Origin of the sequence: Pseudomonas fungipugnans, from assembly GCF_029955235.1 — a bacterium.
In the GTDB taxonomy this organism is placed as follows: domain Bacteria; phylum Pseudomonadota; class Gammaproteobacteria; order Pseudomonadales; family Pseudomonadaceae; genus Aquipseudomonas; species Aquipseudomonas fungipugnans.
Genome location: NZ_JARBWL010000001.1, coordinates 2,932,289 through 2,950,638, shown reverse-complemented (window position 1 = coordinate 2,950,638; position 18,350 = coordinate 2,932,289). Strand labels below are relative to the sequence as shown.

14 protein-coding genes and 1 pseudogene are annotated in these 18,350 nt (G+C 60.9%); 5 read left to right on the top strand and 10 right to left on the bottom strand.

Features of this window, described 5'->3' with window-relative positions:
• Positions 1 to 33: 33 nt before the first annotated feature.
• From POF45_RS12365 to POF45_RS12345, 5 genes are read left to right on the top strand one after another with little or no spacing between them, the layout of a single operon-like run.
• Positions 34 to 1,761: a DUF2138 domain-containing protein gene (locus tag POF45_RS12365; RefSeq protein ID WP_282315774.1), complete on the top strand. Its 1,728-nt coding sequence runs from the start codon at positions 34 to 36 to the stop codon at positions 1,759 to 1,761.
• Entirely contained in the window at positions 1,746 to 2,396 is a 651-nt protein-coding gene (locus POF45_RS12360) for a DUF1175 domain-containing protein (protein ID WP_409077905.1), read from the top strand. The genes POF45_RS12365 and POF45_RS12360 overlap by 16 nt, the downstream gene beginning before the upstream one ends.
• The gene (locus POF45_RS12355; RefSeq protein ID WP_282315773.1) at positions 2,393 to 6,967 is read left to right on the top strand and encodes an alpha-2-macroglobulin family protein; all 4,575 of its coding nucleotides are present in this window, start codon (positions 2,393 to 2,395) and stop codon (positions 6,965 to 6,967) included. Before POF45_RS12360 ends, POF45_RS12355 begins: the two co-directional genes overlap by 4 nt.
• Before the next feature lies 1 nt (position 6,968).
• Complete coding sequence (locus POF45_RS12350) at positions 6,969 to 8,588, top strand: DUF2300 domain-containing protein (RefSeq protein ID WP_282315772.1); 1,620 nt, start codon at positions 6,969 to 6,971, stop codon at positions 8,586 to 8,588.
• Between the two features lie 3 nt (positions 8,589 to 8,591).
• On the top strand, positions 8,592 to 9,407 hold the full coding sequence (locus tag POF45_RS12345; RefSeq protein WP_259496903.1) for a YfaP family protein: 816 nt from the start codon (positions 8,592 to 8,594) through the stop codon (positions 9,405 to 9,407).
• Positions 9,408 to 9,479: 72 nt separating this feature from the next.
• On the opposite strand, the pseudogene POF45_RS12340 reads toward POF45_RS12345, so the two are convergent.
• From POF45_RS12340 to eat, 10 genes and pseudogenes are all read right to left on the bottom strand, one after another.
• Positions 9,480 to 9,732 (bottom strand): annotated as a pseudogene (locus POF45_RS12340) (type II toxin-antitoxin system RelE family toxin).
• Between the two features lie 20 nt (positions 9,733 to 9,752).
• Positions 9,753 to 10,004 carry a type II toxin-antitoxin system RelB/DinJ family antitoxin gene (locus POF45_RS12335; RefSeq protein WP_282315770.1) on the bottom strand — a complete coding sequence of 84 codons (252 nt, stop codon included), beginning with the start codon at positions 10,002 to 10,004 and terminating at the stop codon, positions 9,753 to 9,755.
• A gap of 540 nt (positions 10,005 to 10,544) precedes the next feature.
• The gene (locus POF45_RS12330) at positions 10,545 to 11,291 is read right to left on the bottom strand and encodes a S24 family peptidase (RefSeq protein ID WP_259496897.1); all 747 of its coding nucleotides are present in this window, start codon (positions 11,289 to 11,291) and stop codon (positions 10,545 to 10,547) included.
• A gap of 234 nt (positions 11,292 to 11,525) precedes the next feature.
• Positions 11,526 to 12,053, bottom strand: a complete 528-nt coding sequence (gene ppa / locus POF45_RS12325; RefSeq protein WP_162439598.1) for an inorganic diphosphatase — start codon at positions 12,051 to 12,053, stop codon at positions 11,526 to 11,528.
• Between the two features lie 113 nt (positions 12,054 to 12,166).
• Positions 12,167 to 12,979: a M90 family metallopeptidase gene (locus POF45_RS12320; protein ID WP_282315767.1), complete on the bottom strand. Its 813-nt coding sequence runs from the start codon at positions 12,977 to 12,979 to the stop codon at positions 12,167 to 12,169.
• A gap of 6 nt (positions 12,980 to 12,985) precedes the next feature.
• Positions 12,986 to 13,642, bottom strand: coding sequence for a DedA family protein (locus POF45_RS12315; RefSeq protein WP_259496895.1), 657 nt, complete (start codon positions 13,640 to 13,642; stop codon positions 12,986 to 12,988).
• Positions 13,643 to 13,929: 287 nt separating this feature from the next.
• Entirely contained in the window at positions 13,930 to 14,391 is a 462-nt protein-coding gene (locus POF45_RS12310; RefSeq protein ID WP_282315766.1) for a GNAT family N-acetyltransferase, read from the bottom strand.
• A 116-nt stretch (positions 14,392 to 14,507) separates the two neighbouring features.
• Positions 14,508 to 15,332, bottom strand: a complete 825-nt coding sequence (gene eutC, locus POF45_RS12305) for an ethanolamine ammonia-lyase subunit EutC (RefSeq protein WP_282315765.1) — start codon at positions 15,330 to 15,332, stop codon at positions 14,508 to 14,510.
• Between the two features lie 8 nt (positions 15,333 to 15,340).
• Positions 15,341 to 16,735: an ethanolamine ammonia-lyase subunit EutB gene (locus POF45_RS12300; protein WP_282315763.1), complete on the bottom strand. Its 1,395-nt coding sequence runs from the start codon at positions 16,733 to 16,735 to the stop codon at positions 15,341 to 15,343.
• A 201-nt stretch (positions 16,736 to 16,936) separates the two neighbouring features.
• A complete protein-coding gene (gene eat / locus POF45_RS12295; RefSeq protein ID WP_259496891.1) occupies positions 16,937 to 18,307 on the bottom strand; it encodes an ethanolamine permease in 1,371 nt (456 codons plus the stop codon).
• Positions 18,308 to 18,350: the final 43 nt, after the last annotated feature.

The window sequence follows — 18,350 nt, the reverse complement described above, 5'->3', positions numbered from 1 at the left end:
TCCCGCACCACGGATGAACTGGGTTTTGTGAACATGAGCGATAGCACTATTTTACCGGCCGTATCCCCGCCGCCTGCTGAAGCACCGGCTGCCAAACCTTCCCGACGCTGGCCGGCGGTGCTGATCGGGCTGTGCCTGGTGGCCGGCGTGGCGGGCGGGCTGGGCTGGTTCATGCACAAACCCAAGGTGCCGATGGCCGCATTGGCCAGTGACAAACTGGGCATGAGTCGCCCGGACGGTCTGCTGGAAACCAGTTCCCTGAGCCAGTTGCCCAAGGATTTGCTGGCGGTGCCGTTCCTCAAGGAAACCCTGACCGAAGATTTCGTCTTCTATTACGAAACCCACGTCGACCGCCTCGGCCTGATCGGCAGTCTGCGGCGGATCGTCTACGAACATGACCTGAAATTGCAGGACAGCCTGATCGAACAGCTCTTCGATCAACCGGCCGACGTGGCGCTGTGGCGTGGGGCGGACGGTCGTCTGAAAGACTTCTTGCTGGTGATGGATCGCGGCGGCCTGGCCAAGGTGCTGGAGCCACTGGCGAAAGTGGCGCTGGATGACTCGCAGCTGACCCAGGTCGGCTCGGTGAAAGTCGGTGCCGATGAGGTGGCGCTTTATCAACTGACCTACAACGCCACCAAGGCGCTGCTGTTCGCCTCCCATGGCGACAAACTCGTCGTGCTGTCCAACCCGGCCAAACTCTACGATCCGGACAATGGCGGCGCCGAAGAGTCAGGCAGTGTCTCGACCAAGGCCATCGCCGCGTTGCTCAACGGCGACAAACTGTTCCCCGAAGCCTTCGGCCTGCAACCGCGAGCGCCTGAGGTCAAACAACGCCTGTCAGTCAATTCCAGCGTATTGGCCATGGGCTATCAGCGCTTCATCCCGAATTTCGCCGGGCTGCGTTTCGACATGGACGACAAGGGCTGGCACAGCTACCTGGCCATGGACGAACTGGATAACCAGCCGGACTTCGATTTCAAGCCGATCTGGCAAGCCATGCCCATGGGGGCCAGTGCCTGCGTGGCCCTGCCGCTGGCCGCCGAACAGCAGCAACCGTTGCTGGTAAAACTCGGTGCCGACGAGGCCGTGGCCAAAGCCCTGACCGAGCACGTGGCCGGCGCGGCGGGCCTGTGCTGGTACGCCGATTCGCGGCTGTACACGCCGCTGCTGGTGGCCAGCCTGAACGACAAGGACAGCGCCAAACTTGACGGTGACCTGGGCAATCTGTTCGGCTCGATGGTTGGCGCCTATGAAGGCAATGTCGCAGAGCACGCGTTCCCGGTGGTCGAGAAGCAGGAAGGGCAGACTCACCAGTGGCAGCGTCAGGTCAGCTCCAACTTCGGCCCGTACAAGGCCAAGGATGCCGAGAATCCGGATGCGATCACCGGCAAGGCGTTCATGAAAGTCAGCCTGGCACGGCACGGTTCGACGCTGCTGTTTTCCCTCGACGACAAGCTGGTGGATAAAGCCCTCGGCACCCTCGATAAACGCTTCCCGCCACTGGCTGATGTACTGCCCAAAGACTTGCTGATGCCGGTCTATTTCGGCCCGGATTCAATGGCGCAACTGATGCAACAGGAAACCCTCGACAGCCTGCCGCAGGACATGGAACCGGTGTTCTACAACGCCGCGCAAACCTATCTGATCCCCAAACTGCGCACGCTCGGCGGCTACGGCAAATACGCCCTGACCTTGCCCAAAGGCAGTGAGCCCGATGGCCACTGGCAGTGGCTGCCGCTGGAATGGAAAGCCCTGTGACCGCACTTATCCGAGGCCTCGGTCTGCTGGCGATGCTGCTCGCCAGCCGGGTGTTCGCCAGCGAGACGCCGCCGCTGGATGTGCAGCAATCCCAAGTGTTTCGCGCCTGGTTCGTGCGCATCGCTCAGGAACAACTGAGCCAGGGCCCGAGCCCGCGCTGGTATCAGCAGGACTGCGCCGGGCTGGTGCGCTTTGCCGCCAATGAAGCGCTGAAAGTCCATGACGACAAATGGCTGCGCAGCAATGGCCTGTCCAACCGCTACCTGCCGCCGGAGCTGCAACTGAGCGATGCCCAGCGCGGCCTCGCCCAGCAATGGCAGCAGGGCGGCGGCAAGGTCGGGCCATACGTCAATGCGATCAAGCTGATCCAGTTCAACAGCCACCTGATTGGCCGCGATCTGGCGCAGGCGCGGCCCGGCGACCTGATGTTTTTCGATCAGGGCGACGACCAGCACCTGATGATCTGGATGGGCCGCTACATCGCCTATCACACCGGCACCACCACCCCCACTGATAACGGCATGCGTTCGGCAAGCCTGCAGCAACTCATGACATGGAAGGACACCCGATGGATACCCGACGCAGCCAACCCCAACTTCATCGGCGTCTATCGACTGAACTTTCTCTCCCAATGATCGGTGCCCGCATGTTGCGTATCTGTTCAAAACTGCCGTTATTGCTGGCATTGGTCCTGCCGTTGACCACGGTCAACGCCGAAGACAGCGTCGAGCCAAGCGGCTACACGCCGGTGGCCGGCGAAAGCTTTTTCCTGCTGGCGGACAGCAGCTTTGCCAGCGACGAACAGGCAATGGTGCGCCTCGAAGCGCCTGGCCGTGACTATCGCCGGTTTCGCATGGAGCCCTATGGCGGCGCCGACATTCGCGTGTATCGCATCGACAAGCCGCTGGATTTCCTCAAGCGTCAGAAGAACCTGCACCGCGTGGTCAGCGACGGCCAGTTCAAGGGCGAAGGCCTGTCCAACACCCTGGCGTACTTGTGGGACAACTGGTATCGCAAATCCCGTCGGGTGATGCAGCGCGCGTTCTCCTTCGAGTCGCGGCAACAGGTCACCGAAGAGGTGCCGGAACTGAAGATGGGCACCGCGATTGCCGCGCCGACGCCTTATGACGCGCAGCCGCAATTCGCCCTGATCCCGGGCCTGCCGGTGGTCAGCCAGTTCCGTTATCCGTTGTGGCAAGCCAAACCGATCCAGCCGCCTGCGGGCGTGAACCTGGCCGGTTCCTCCAGTGAATTCATCAGCGTTGCACCGGGCAACGTCTACATCCCGTTGGGCAACCTGAAGCCGGGTCTGTACCTGGTCGAAGCGCTGATCGGCAAGTACCGCGCCACCACCATGGTCTTTGTGTCCAACACCGTGGCCGTGAGCAAGATTGCCGGCGACGAGCTGGTGGTGTGGGCCGCTCGCAAACACGAAGGCAGCTCGGTGCCCAAGGTCAATGTGCTGTGGACCGATGGCCTGGGCGTGATGAGCAGCGGCGCCACCGATACCGACGGCTTGCTGCGTTTGAAACACGTCAGCCCCGAGCGTTCGTTCGTGATCGGCGAGGATGAAGAGGGCGGGGTTTTCGTCTCGGAAAACTTCTATTACGACAGCGAAATCTATGACACCAAACTCTACGCCTTCACCGACCGGCCGCTGTACCGGCCGGGGGATTGGGTGTCGCTGAAAATCGTCGGGCGCGAGTTCAGGAACGCCCGCGATTCCGTGGCGCCGAGCGCTGCCGACGTCAACGTGACGGTGCTCGATGCCACCGGCACCGCGCTGCAATCGCTGGACCTGAAACTGGATTCCAAAGCCGGCACTCAGGGCCGCTTCCAGTTGCCGGACAACGCGGTTGCGGGCGGCTATGAGTTGCGTTTCACGTATAAGGATCAGGCCTACAGCAGCGCCTTCCGCGTCGCTGAGTACATCAAGCCGCACTTCGAAATCTCGCTGAACCTGGCCAAGCAGGATTACCGCACGGGCGAGCCGGTAAAAGGCAGCCTGGTGCTGCTGTACCCGGACGGCAAACCGGTGGCCAACGCCAAGTTGACCCTCAGCCTGCGCGCCCAGCAACTGTCGATGGTCGATAACGAGCTGCAATACCTGGGGCAATTCCCGGTCGAGCTGACCAGCACCGAACTGACCACCGACGCCAAGGGCAACGCGGCGCTCGACCTGCCGGCCGCCGACAAGCCGAGCCGCTACATGCTCACCGTGTTCGCCAGCGATGGCGCGGCGTACCGGGTCAAGACCACCAAGGAAATCCTGATCGACCGTGGCGCCGCCAGCTTCCGCTTGGGCGCACCGCAGCGTTTCAGTGCGGTGGGCGACAAAGTGCTGTTCAGCTACGCCAACGAAGGCGGCAGTGAGCAGAACAAAGCGGTCACTCCTGCCAGCTACAGCTGGGTGCGTCTGGAAGACCAGACCACCGGCGAAGGCAAACTCTCCGCCAAGGATAAAAACTTCACCCTGGCGTTCGACCGTCCAGGCACTTACAACGTGTCGCTCAAGGATGACCATGGCCGCGTGGTCGGCGCCACCGGCCATTCGGTGACCGGTGATGGTGTCAAAGCGGTGCCGGGCACCGTGGAAATCGTCCTCGACAAGCCTGGGTACAAGGCCGGCGACGAAGCACTGGCGTTGATCACCTTTGCGGAACCGGTCAGCGATGCGCTGCTGTCACTGGAGCGCGACAAGGTCGAGGCCACCGCGCTGCTGTCCAAGGGCGGCGACTGGCTGAAGATGGAAAAACTCAGCGAGACTCAATACCGCGCGCGCATCCCGGTGAAGGACAACTTTGCGCCGAACCTGACGTTCTCCGTGCTGTACACCAAGGGGGGCCAGTACAGCTTCCAGAACGCCGGGATCAAGGTGATTGCGCCGCAGATCGACGTCGCCATCGCCACCGACAAAGAGACGTATCAGCCGGGCGATACCGTGTCCGTGGACCTGACCACGCAATTCGCCGGCAAACCGATTCCGGCACACCTGACGGTCAGTGTGGTCGACGAAATGGTCTATGCGTTGCAGCCGGAAGTTGCGCCGACCATCGACCAGTTCTTCTATCACCCGCGCCGCAACAACGTGCGCACCAGCGCCAGCCTGTCGTTCATCAGCTACGACGTGGCGTTGCCGGGCAGCCCCGGTGCGCCGGGCAAAGCCAATCGCAGTGAGCGCGGGGTGAAAGTACTGGAGCGGCCGCGTCGCGAAGACGTCGATACCGCCGCCTGGCAGCCGGAACTGATCACCGACGCCAACGGCAAAACCCGTTTCACCTTCAAGATGCCGGACTCGCTGACCCGCTGGCGCATCACTGCCCGCGCTATTGCCGATGACGGTCAGGTCGGGCAGAAGAAACAGTTCGTGCGTTCGGAAAAACCGCTGTACCTGAAGTGGAGCGGCCCGAGCAAATTCCGCAACGGCGACAAACCCGCCCTCGGCGTATTCGCCTTCAGCCAGGCGGAAAAACCGGTCAAGGCCGAGCTGGTGATCCATTACGGCGGCGCCGATCAGCGGCTGCCGGTGACACTGAACAACGGCATCAACTACATCGCACTGCCGGCGTTTGCGCTGGCTAATGGCGAGTGGACCGCCGAACTGGTGCAGGACGGTAAAACCGTCGACGCCCTGGCCGTGCGCCTGACGGCGACCGGTAACGGTTGGCAAGTGACGCAAAGCCAAAGCCTGGACGCGGCCAGTGGTGATACGCCGCTGACCCTGCCGGCGGATGCCACGGATATTCGCCTGCGCCTGGATGACAGCCCGCAAGCGCTGTTCCGTTCGGCCCTCGACGATCTGCTGAGCTACCCGTACGGCGGCGTCGAGCAAACCGCCAGTCGTTTGTTGCCGCTGAGCATCGCCTATCCGTCCCTGGCGTCGAGCCCGCAGATCCGCGACCGCTTGCGCCTGATCATGCAGAACAGCCGCCTGCGACTGGTGCAGATGGCTGGGCCGTCGGCGAGTTTCACCTGGTGGGGCCAGGACGGCGAGCCGGACGCGTTCCTCACCGCTTATGCCTACTACGCCGACTGGTACGCCAGCAAAGCGCTGGAACTGACCCTGCCGCCGGAGCACTGGCAGCGGGTGCTGGAGGTGTATGCCAAGCAGGCGCCGAACACGCCGCTGTTGCAGCGCGCGCTGATTCTGTCGTTCGCCAAACAGATGCAACTGCCGATCAACACCTTGCTCAGCGGGCTGATGGATGATCTGGCGAAGGCCGGTGACGGCACGGCGGCGAACCTGATGGACGACGGTGAAGACAGCATCGTGATGAGCGACCCGGATTCGGCGCTCGGACTGGCAGCCGCCCGGACGTTGACCGCGTCGCTGGCGCGTCAGGCCAAAGTGACGCTGCCGGACGCGTTCAATCGCCAGGTCGCGGACGCACAGCAACGTATGGCGGTCAGTTCCCAGCCGTTCGCCGAAGCCTTGAACCTGTCGCTGCAACCGTTCGATCAGGCGCACGCGACAGCGTTGTTGCAGCGCTTGCTGCCACAGCAGTCGACCCTCGAACGCGCCCTGGCGCTGAGCTGGTTGCAACGCAGCATCGAGCAGGCTTCGCCCACCATCGCCCTGGCGCCGGGCGAAGGCTGGAAGAAACAGTACGGTGATACCGGTGAGATGTATTGGACGTGGCAGGGTGCTACGCCGGTACCGGCCGTGCTGTCGTTGACCGGGGCGCAGGAGCGTCCGTTGCGTGCCGCGCTGAGTTTCCAGACCGCGCAGCCGCCGGTTACGCCGATGGCGGTGACCATCACTCGTCGCTTGTCGCGGCTGGTGCCGGGCGACGAAGCGTTCGAATTCAAACTCGAAGCGGTTGGCGACAAACCGTTGTCCAGCGACAGCCTGTACCTGGACGAAGTGATCGTCACCAGCAAGGCGGCGAAACCGCTGCGCTACGGCATGCTGGAAGTGCCGCTGCCACCGGGTGCCGATGTCGAGCGCACCACCTGGGGCATCAAGCTGATGGGCAAGGCCGGCACCGAACCGACGGCGCTGGAGAAAGCGCGCTTCGAACCGGGACAAATGGCCTATGCCATTCCGGTCGATGCGCTGAGCGGGGAACTGCGCCTGCGTCATCTGGTGCGTTTCTCGCAAAAAGGCCAGTTCAACCTGCCGCCAGTGCGCTTCACGCAGATTTACGCGCCGCAAAATCAGGCTCAGGAACTGAAACCGGCCCTCGGCCAGATCACGGTCAACTGACATGATCCGGCCTCTGGTCTGGCTGCTGTTGTGTTTGCTCCCTGCGCTGGCGACAGCGCAGGACGAACCGCTGCGCCTGGGCTTCAAGGGGGAACTGCTGTCGCTGAACCGCACGCAACTGATCTCCCGCGAGCCGTTGCCCGCCGATGTACAGACGCCGCTGGGCAGCGTGTGGAAGTTGTTTGTCTACAGCTGGCTGGTAGACACCGGCGCCCATGAATCGCCTTATGAATGTCGCGGGCAGTCAAAAGAAGAAGTTTATTGCTGCACGGCAGGCGGCAAGATCGAGCGTGATCAGGCGTTGGTGAAGTCTTGCGGCTTGTATTTCGAGCCTGCGCGACTGGGCATCACCGCCTCGGATTGGCGCTCGTACTGGCAGGCGCGCCAGGCGCCGCAGTGGTTGCTGGATTTGCCGGCGTTGCAGCCTGCCACGCGGGTTCCGGTGGCTCAATTGCTGCGTGCATTGGCCATGCTGCCCGCGCAGGATCAGGCGCGGCGTGTGTTGCTGGACGTGGTGCTGAATGCGGCGGACGGCAATGTCGTTGGTGAACTTGGCAGCCGGTTGCGGGTGAAAACCTGGAGCTGGCTCGGGGAACAGGATCCCGCGTCGCGCCAGGGCGGCTTTGCCGGCTGGACGGCGGACGGCACGCCGATCTGGGCCGGTGGGCGGGGAACCAGTCAGATGGTTTTGCGCAACTATGGTCAGGTGTTGTCGGCGGTGCTGCCGGTCGAGTGGCCGGCAGAAGCGGGGCGCTGTGTCGAAGTCGGGTTGTTTTCCCGTTATCCGATCGGGCGCGTGTTGGCGGGTGATCGGGTGGTGGGAGCCGGGCCGTTGCAAGGCGATTATCGCGTCGAGTTCAGCAACGGCAATCAGCTCGATATCCACAGCGACGGCGAACTGTTTTGGCTCGACGGCAAGTTGGTCGCCCGTCTCGATCGCGAAGAATATGTCGCCCGCGTGCTCCAGCGTGAAGCCAAGCCCGAACCCGTCGAGGCGGCCAAAGCGCTGGCTGTGGCGATCCGCACGTACTTGCTGCAAAACGCCACTCGCCATGGCGAGTGCCTGAGTATCGACGACAGCAGCAGCCGTCAGCGCGTCGCACCGCGTCCGGCATCCGCCGAATCACGCAGCATCGCCGCCTGGACCAGCGATCTGGTCTTGGCCGGCAGCACCGTCACTTATCACTCCGACCAACCCGGCCCGGACAAACTGGCCTGGCAACAAGCCGTCGAACAAGCCAACGCCGGCCAGCGCTACGACGCCATCCTGCTGCACGCCTATCCACGCGCTAGCCTCAGCCGCTGGGACAACCCCGTCGCCTCCTGCGAAGCACTGCCTGCCGCGCAAGACTGGCTGCAAAACCAGCGTCGCGGCTGGCGGCAACGTCTTGAGCGCGAAGTCGGCTATAACGAACTCAGCACCTTCGCCGTCTGCCGGCTCGCCTTCGGTCGCCCCTACGTCGACCGCGAACGCCAGCGCATCTATGTGCGCGGTGTGCTGTCGCTGCAAGACCGCCTCGACCTGACCCATGAATACCTGCACCTGGCCTTTGACGCACACCCCAACGGCCAGGATGAAAACTACATCGAAGGGCTCGCCCGCCACCTTTTACTGGAATAGGCCATGAAACTCAGTTATCCACAGGTCTTCCTGTTCCTCTGTGCTTTTTGTGCAGGGTCGGCGACGTTCGCCGCCGATGCCACCGTCAAGCTCGACACCCCCGTCGGCGGCTGGCGCACCGGGGCGGTCGAAGGCGAGGGCGAAAATTACCGCCAGACCGTCAACTACCCCGCGTCATCGGTCAACACCCCGGCGGGCCAGGCCAACACCGCACGCATCAGCGGCCAGATCAAAGCCACCCCCAAGACCAACGACCCCGGTCGATTGATCGTCAACGGCATCAGCATGCCCCTGAAAATCGACCCCGCGGGCCACTTCGACCGCCCATATTCATTTCCCAACGGCAGCAACAGCGTCGAAGTCCGCAGCCCCGACGGCCAACAACGCCACCGCACCCAATTCCTCCACAGCAGCGGCGGCGCCACCCCGGCCAAACTGCGCGTACTGCTGTCCTGGGACACCGACAACACCGATCTGGATCTGCACCTGATAACCCCCGATGGTGCACACATCTGGTACGGCGACCGCGTCGCGCCCAACGGTGCGGCACTCGATGTCGATGTCACCACGGGGTATGGCCCGGAAATATTCTCCATGCCGGCACCGATCAAGGGGCAGTACTTGATCTATGTGAACTACTTTGGCGGCGGGTACAGGAGTGATGAGGATGGACAGCAAGACGCGGTGCAACCGCTGACCACGGCGCAGGTGACGGTGATTACGGAAGAGGGAACGCCGAATGAGAAGATGGAGACGTTCGTGGTGCCGATGCGGGCGGTGGGGGAGTTGACGTTGGTTAGGGGGTTTAGTTATCCCTGAGACGCAGAGAGTGACAGCGGCGCCGTCACAATTTTGTTGGCATGTGTCGCAGCAATTCTGCGACAAATCAAATCAGTCAGCAGGCTGCTGACCAATTCGCTCTTGTGCATCCTGGTAGGCGGCCTCTCGTACGCGCTTTCCAATGGCCACAACGAACACCACCACCTCTTGATCCAGAACCTGATAAATCAATCGATAACCGGCGCTACAGAGTTTCAGTTTGTAGCAGTCAGGTAAGTGAAGAAGGCGGTTGGCTTCAATGCGGGGATTTTTCGAGTACTTCAACGAGCTTTTTCTTGAACTGCTGGCGCAACGTGTCGCCCAGCTTGCTTCAGTGCACGTCGGTCAACTTCGAGGCTTTAGGTCATCCAGGCTTACCTTGACCCGCTGGGGCGCGGCAAGACGTTCGGTGACCACTGCAATGAGTGCTTCATCCTCTTCGCTGAGTAGCGCCGCCTTGAAAGGCAGCTTGCCGCGTTCGGCGACGTATTGAAGGGTTTGGCGCAGGAGCTCGGAAGGGGTCACCCCGAGCTTTTCCAGCTCTGCGAATGAGCGCTGTTTCAACTCATCGTCAATGCGGATGTTGATGGAAGCCATGGCGATACACCTGTAATGACGTTTGTCATTACGGCAGCAATTGTTGCCCTTACGCAACAACCCCTGATCGGTGTTTTCAGACGACGGGTGTACTTTCTTCCAGGGATTAAAAAGCCGGCTTGTGGCCGGCTTCTCGGGGACTGGCTTGGTTTATTTTTGGTAAACCGCGCCAGCCTTCAAAACGTACACCCGGATCTTGCGTCCGGCTGTGGGACTTGGCGAGAAAGTGTTCTGCCTTGTCGGTGCGTATCTGAGCCGCGGGGCGGGTCGATGCGCGAATGTGGGGCGCAGCATACTGATTTTTTTGAGGAATTCCCAGTGGGAAGTGCGGGGTGGAGGGTTGGGGGTGGGGTTTTTGTCCCTGCATTCCGGGGCTGCGTTGAGTCTGTGGCCTGCACTGTGTCCATTGTGGGAGCGGAGCGAGCTTGCTCGCGATGGCGGCGGGTCAGTCAACGTTGATGTTGAATGTAATGGCCTCTTCGCGGGCAAGCCCGCTCCCACAGGGGATTGGAGCATGGCATTGGATTTTGTCGTTGCGTATCACGACAAAAACGGCACCTGCGGTCTGCGTTTGTTCAGGGTTGACCACCAGAACACCCAGCCCAATACCTGGATGCTCTGTTCTTCAATCTGTTCGGCCCTGAATATTTCATCGGGGTATTCGGCTTTATTGTGGCTGCGCAATCGCAGTGCATTGCCGGGCATGCGGTGCAGGTATTTTATTCGCAGCATCCCGTCATGTTCGATGGCGTAAATCTCGCCATCGATAATTTGCGTAAGTCCGCGATCGATCGCCAGGGTTGAGCCGTCTTCAATTCTTTCGGACATGCTGTTGCCAATCATATGGATGCAGATGGCGTCGGCGGGTTTGATTTCCAGGGATTCCAGGTGGCTGCGGGGCAGGCGGATGGAGTGTTCGGGGTCTTTTACGACGTGGGTTTTGTTGGTGCCGGGGATTGCTGTTTCCTTGTAGCACGGCAGTTCAACGTCGATGGCTTCGATGACGGTGTAGACGCCGCGGATGGCCTGAGCGTCGAAGGTGTTGCCTGCCTGGTCGAGTACCCGCAGGGTAGAGGCGTCTTTCGGGCCCTCGCCGGTCTTCAGCCAGTGGCTGTTGACGGACAGTATTCTGGCCACTTCTTCCATGCGGTAGGCGGGCACACCACGGGTGTACCAGTTGTGGATATTTTGAGCTTCCGTGCTCCAGAAAACGGCGAATTCCGTTGTTGTGATATTCGCTTTTTTCAGGAGTGCTTTGAACCGAGGGCCGCTAGTGTTCTTTTTCATAAACAGGAGTTTAGCGGCGTGGAATAAGGCTTTGAATAAACCCAGTGTTCAAAATGGACAGGAATTTTAAGACCAGATGTAAGACGTTATTGTGGGAAATTAAACAAGAAAAAACAAAATTCGTTTTTTATTAAACGGATTGTGTATGGCGGGTATTTATCAAGCGTCCATAAAAAACCCCGGATCAACCGGGGTTCTTCTTGAGGCGTGTTGCCAGAGGCTTATCGCCGCTGCTTAGCCTTTGTAGGCAGCAACCGACTTCATGATCTCGGCGCGGGCCGCTTCTGCGTCGCCCCAACCTTCGATCTTCACCCATTTGCCTTTTTCGAGGTCTTTGTAGTTCTCGAAGAAGTGCTTGATCTGTTCCAGCAGCAGCGGCGGCAGATCGGTATATTCCTTCACGTCGACGTACAGCTGGGACAGCTTGTCGTGTGGGACTGCGATGACTTTGGCATCGCCGCCGCCGTCGTCGGTCATGTTCAGGATGCCGACCGGACGGGCGCGGATGACCGAACCTGGAGCAACCGGGTAAGGGGTCACGACCAGCACGTCGAGGGGATCACCGTCGTCAGCCAGAGTGTTCGGGATGAAACCGTAGTTGGCCGGGTAGAACATCGGGGTGGCCATGAAACGGTCAACGAACAGGCAGTCGCTGTCTTTGTCGATTTCGTATTTGATCGGCGCGTGGTTGGCCGGAATCTCGATCGCGACGTAGATGTCGTTCGGCAGGTCTTTGCCAGCCGGAATCTTGCTGTAGCTCATTGGGCGGTGCCCCCGTTAGTTGACCAAAAACACTTGGCCGGATTGACCAAAAAGTGGCGGCGATTATAGGCATATTCTGCCGTCGATGCCACGTATCAAGGGTCGTGTAGACCTTAGTCCTGAGCCTGATAGACCGGGTCGTGCGCCTGAAGTTGCTTAAGTCGCGCCAACGGATCCTGGCGGTAGAACAGCTTCAGCTGCGCATAGACCTGTGGATAACTCTCGTGCAGCAAATCCGGGGCGCTGAAGAAGTATTCACTGGTGACGGCGAAGAATTCTGCCGGGTTTTCGGCGGCGTACGGATCGATGGCGGTCTCGACGTGCGGGTGGCGGTCCAGCTGCTGGTTGAGGTCATCGTAGGCCTGTTGCATGACGTTGGCCCAGTCGCTGACGCGCATGTCCGGGTGCAGCGGCGGCAGGCCGTTGGCGTCGCCGTTGAGCATGTCGAGCTTGTGCGCCAGTTCGTGGATGACCAGGTTATAGCCTTCCCAGCCACCGCTGGCCATTATGCCGGGCCAGGCGAGGATGATCGGGCCTTGCTGCCAGGCCTCTCCGCTGTGTTCGCCGTCCCACTCGTGTTCGACGCCGCTGGCGTCACGATGGCGCTGGGGACTGAGGAAGTCGTCGGGGTACAGGACGATTTCATGGAAGCCCTGATACCAGTTCAGGTCGCCCAGGTTCAGCAACGGCAGTTGCGCCTGGGCCGCGAGCAGCAGACGTTGCTCCTGGTGGAGTTCAACGCCGGGCAAGGCGGTCAGGTGTTTGTCTTGCAGGAACAGCACGCTGGCTTCGCGTAGCCACTGATCCTCGGTGGCGCTGATGCCGTCGAGGAAACTCAGGTGGTGGCGCACCCGTTGCCACATGTCATCGGCAATCGGGTGCCTGGCCAGCGTGCGCCGGCGACGCCAGGCGCTCAGGGACCACATCGCGATTCAGCGGGTTTCGGCTTTGGAGCTCGACCCGCCGAAGCGGCTGCGTACGACACCGATGATCATCGGCACCAGCGACAGCAGGATGATACCCACCACCAGCAGCGACAGGTTTTTCTTGATGAACGGTACGTTGCCGAAGAAGTAACCCAGAGTGACCAGGCCGCCGACCCACAAAATGGTGCCCAGAACGCTGAAACCGAAGAAGCGCGGGTAAGGCATCCGTGCAACACCAGCGACGAACGGTGCGAAGGTGCGGATGATCGGCAGGAAGCGCGCCAGGGTCACGGTTTTGCCGCCGTGCTTGTCGTAGAAGTCGTGGGTCTGTTGCAGGTAGTCGCGGCGGAAGATTTTCGAGTTCGGATTGCTGAAGAGTTTCTCGCCCGCCGTTCGTCCGATTATGTAGTTGGTGCTGTCGCCAAGAATGGCCGCCAGCATCAACAGGCCGCCAAGCAGTACCGGGTCCATGCCGCCACCGGCCGCTACGGCACCGGCAATGAACAGCAGGGAATCGCCGGGCAGGAATGGCATAACCACCAGACCGGTTTCGCAGAAAATCACCAGAAACAGGATGGCGTAGATCCATGGCCCGTAGTTGTTCACCAGCATGTCGAGGTAGACGTCGAGATGCAGGATAAGGTCGATCGGGTTGAAATCCATGGAGAGCACCTGTGGTATCGGCTCGGCTCAGCGGGCCTGTGCGTATGACTTCATGTAAGGCTACACGCGGGTGTAGTTTTTCTTACAAGCCGGAAAGATCGGGATTATACGGGGTGAGAGGTGAAAAGCGCGTCGAGATTGTAGCGGGGGATGTCGTGGGGGGACGGGTGGCCCGGTGCCGAACCATGTGGGAGCGAGCTTGCTCGCGAAGGCATCGCCTCGGTATTACAAATACACCGAGGTGTCTGTATCGCGAGCAGGCTCGCTCCCACCGTGTTTGATGCGGGTCAGAGCTCCTCGCTGATCGGCAACACGTAGTTCCTGAACTCGGTGTCTTCCTTGAATCCTATTGACTGATAAGTCTTCTGTGCCACTTCGTTGTTGCTGCTGGTGGAAACGCGCATGCGTACGGCATTGGTTTGCTTGGCCATCTTTTTCGCGGTGCGCATCAGGTTGTCGGCCACCAGTTGCCGGCGGGCGTCTTCGGCGACGTAGATGTCATTGAGGATCCACACACGTTTAAGCGAAAGCGAGGAAAAGCTCGGGTATAGCTGACAGAAACCCAGCAGTTTGTTGCTGTCGTCATCGGCCAGCGCCAGGTAGATCACCGACTCCTTGCGACGCAGGCGTTTTTCAAGGAATGCCCGGGACGAGTCGGGATATGGCAGGGAGCCATAAAACTCGCGGTATTTGACGAACAATGGAGTCAGGAGGTCCAGGTGTTCGAGGGTCGCTTGAATAATGCGCATCGATAGGTCTCGTCTTCAAGTGGCTGTCTTCACGTGCTCTGACGGCAATTGGTTACTCGGGCAGCCGTGCTTCGATCCTGCCTGAAACTTGATTGGAAACGCAATGCGGAAACGGTTCAGGCATCCGGCGGACCGAGTAGGAAATTTCCTTTCATATCCGTACCTGCTTCCGATTCCAACGTCTGAATCTGCGCTTCGTCCTTGAGATTCACCCCTGACAGCTGTCGCCGACAGGCCTCGCGCATCAAATACAGCAAACGGTGTGCCGCCATGCCATAACTCAGGCCTTCGAGGCGCACGTTGGAGATGCAGTTGCGATAGGCATCGGTCAGGCCCACCTTAGGATTGTAGGTGAAATATAATCCCAGGCTGTCTGGTGAGCTGAGTCCCGGACGTTCGCCGATCAGGATCACCACCATCTTCGCGCCCAACAGTTCGCCAATCTCGTCGGCCACCGCCACCCGGCCCTGTTCCACCAGCACCACGGGTGAAACCGACCAGCCTTCGGTCGCGATTTGCTCTTCCATGCGTGTTAGAAACGGCAGCGTATGGCGATGAACGGCCAAGGCCGACAGACCGTCGGCCACCACAATTGCCAGATCCACGCCGCCCGGATGGGCCTGCGCACGGTCGCGCAGGGTTTGCGCCGAGGCATCACTCAACTTTCGCCCCAGATCCGGGCGTTGCAGGTAGCTGTTCCGGTCGGTGGCTGCGCTATGCAGCAGCAGGCTGTCGCGGCCACGTTCGGCCAGTTGTGCACTGAGCCCGGCATGATCGAACGGCAGGTGCACCGCATCTCGCGCCTGGGCATGGGCGTACTGGAAATCCAGCTGCGCGCTGGTCGGCAGGCTGGTGCCGGTGCGGCCCAGGGCAATGCGCGCCGGGGTCAGGCGGCGCAGTTGCAGCCATGGGTTTTCCGGGTCAACGGGTGGTTTATCCATTTCAACACTCATCCCAGTTGCGCCAGGGCGTGGCGGAAGGCCGGCGGCAGGCTGTTGCCGAAGTGAATTTTGCCGTCTGCCTGGGTGAAGATGCCCATTTTTGCCAGCCACTGCTCAAACTCCGGTGCCGGTTTCAAACCCAGTGTCTGCCGGGCGTAGAGGGCGTCGTGGAACGAGGTGGTCTGGTAGTTGAGCATGATGTCGTCGGAGCCGGGAATGCCCATGATGAAGTTGATCCCGGCCACGCCCAGCAGGGTCAGCAGGGTGTCCATGTCGTCCTGGTCGGCTTCGGCGTGATTGGTGTAGCAGATGTCGCAGCCCATCGGTACGCCCAGCAACTTGCCGCAGAAGTGGTCTTCAAGGCCGGCGCGGATGATCTGTTTGCCGTTGTAGAGATATTCCGGGCCGATGAAGCCGACCACGGTGTTCACCAGAAACGGCTTGAAATGCCGCGCCACAGCATAGGCCCGGGTTTCGCAAGTCTGTTGATCGACACCGTGGTGGGCGTTGGCCGACAGGGCGCTGCCCTGACCGGTTTCGAAATACATCAGGTTCTGGCCAAGGGTGCCGCGGTTCAGGCTCAATCCGGCGTCATAGCCCTCCTGCAACACATTCAGGTTGATTCCGAAACTGGCGTTGGCTGCTTCGGTGCCGGCAATTGACTGGAACACCAGGTCCAGCGGCACGCCGCGATTGACGGCCTCGATGGAGGTGGTGACGTGAGTCAGCACGCAGGCCTGGGTCGGGATGTCGTAGCGCTGGATGATCGCGTCGAGCATCTCCAGCATGGCGCAGATCGAGGCAATGCTGTCGGTGGCCGGGTTGATGCCGATCATTGCGTCGCCATTGCCGTACAGCAGCCCGTCGAGAATGCTCGCGGCGATGCCGGCCGGTTCGTCGGTGGGGTGGTTGGGTTGCAGGCGAGTCGATAGCCGGCCGCGCAGGCCCAACGTGCCGCGAAATTTTGTGACGACGCGGATTTTCTGCGCCACCAGCACCAGGTCCTGCACGCGCATGATCTTCGACACGGCGGCGACCATTTCCGGGGTCAGGCCGGGGGCGAGGGCGCGCAGGCTCTGTTCGTCGGCAGCATCGCTGAGCAGCCAGTCGCGAAAGCCACCGACGGTGAGATGGCTGACCACGGCGAAGGCTTGTTTGTCGTGGGTGTCGATGATCAGGCGGGTGACTTCATCGCTCTCGTAGGGGATCAACACTTCCTGCAGGAAATGGCTCAGCGGGATGTTGGCGAGGGCCATCTGCGCGGCCACGCGTTCGCCGTCGTTGAGGGCGGCGACGCCCGCCAGAAAATCCCCTGAGCGCGCCGGGCTGGCCTTGGCCATGACGTCCTTGAGGCTCTCGAAACGGTAATTCTGGGCGCCGACGGTATGGGCGAATGCGGCCATGGGACGGGGTCCTCCTGAATCTGTAGATAACTCAAATACACCACCGAACCCTTGTGGAAGCGAGCCTGCTCGCGAATGCAGCCTGTCAGTCGACACTTTTGCTGAATGACACACCGCATTCGCGAGCAGGCTCGCCCCTACAGGGATTTGTATGCACTTCGATGTGGCAGGCGCCAGGCGATAAGCCCGGCGCTGGTGCAACTAGATACCTGTGAGCATAGCGTCCGCCGGTGCATCGGAGCGTTGCTTGGCGGTCAGTTGGAAGTAGATGAAGCCAGCTACCATGAAACCCAGGAACACCAGGCCGATCACGGTGTTGAACCACGCCATCGCCACCAGGCACACCACCGCCAGAAACAGCGCGATGCCCGGCACGATCGGATAGCCCGGCGCGCGAAAGGTGCGTTCCAGGTTCGGCTCGGTTTTACGCAGTTTGAACAGGCTCAGCATACTGATGATGTACATCACGATGGCGCCGAATACCGACATGGTGATCATCGCCGCCGTCAGCGTCATGCCTTGCAGGTTAACCAGCCCGTCGCTGTAAATCGCCGCGATACCGATCACGCCACCGGCCAGGATTGCCCGGTGCGGCGTCTGGAAGCGCGACAGTTTGGCCAGCGAACGCGGCAGGTAACCGGCCCGAGCGAGGGCGAAGAACTGCCGTGAGTAGCCGAGGATGATCCCGTGGAAGCTCGCCACCAACCCGAACAGGCCGATCCAGACCAGCATGTGCATCCAGTTGGAGTTGTTGCCCACCACGGTTTTCATCGCTTGCGGCAACGGGTCGTTGATGTTGGCCAGCAATCGCCAGTCGCCGACACCGCCGGCCAGGATCATCACGCCAATGGCCAGGAACACCAGGGTCAGGATGCCGCTGACATAGGCCTTGGGAATCGTGCGTTTCGGGTCCTTGGCCTCTTCGGCCGCCATGGCCGCGCCTTCAATGGCAAGGAAGAACCAGATCGCAAAGGGGATCGCCGCAAAGATGCCGGGAATCGAGGCGATGGTGAACTCGTTGGAGCCCGACCAGCCGTTAAGCACGAAGTTGCTGAAGCTGAAGCCCGGCGCGACTACGCCCATGAATACCAACAGCTCGGCGACTGCCAGCACGGTAACCACCAGTTCAAAGGTTGCCGCGATGCTGACGCCGAGGATGTTCAGGGTCATGAACACGAAATACGCGCCAACCGCCGCGATCTTCGGGTCCAGATCCGGGTATTGCACGTTGAGGTAGGCGCCGATGGCCATGGCAATCGCCGGTGGCGCAAAGACGAATTCGATTAGGGTGGCGATGCCGGCGATCAGTCCGCCTTTCTCGCCGAAGGCCCGGCGGCTGTACGCAAACGGGCCGCCAGCATGGGGAATCGCGGTGGTCAGTTCGGTGAAGCTGAAGATGAAGCAGGTGTACATCGTCGCCACCATCAACGCGGTGACGAGAAAGCCCAGTGTGCCCGCGGTGCCCCAGCCGTAACTCCAGCCGAAGTACTCGCCGGAAATCACCAGGCCGACGGCAATGCCCCAGAGGTGCAGGGTGCCGAGTGTGGGTTTGAGCTGTGTCGTAGACGTCATAAGTCCTCGCTGTCTTTTTTATTGTTCGATCTGTTGGACTTTC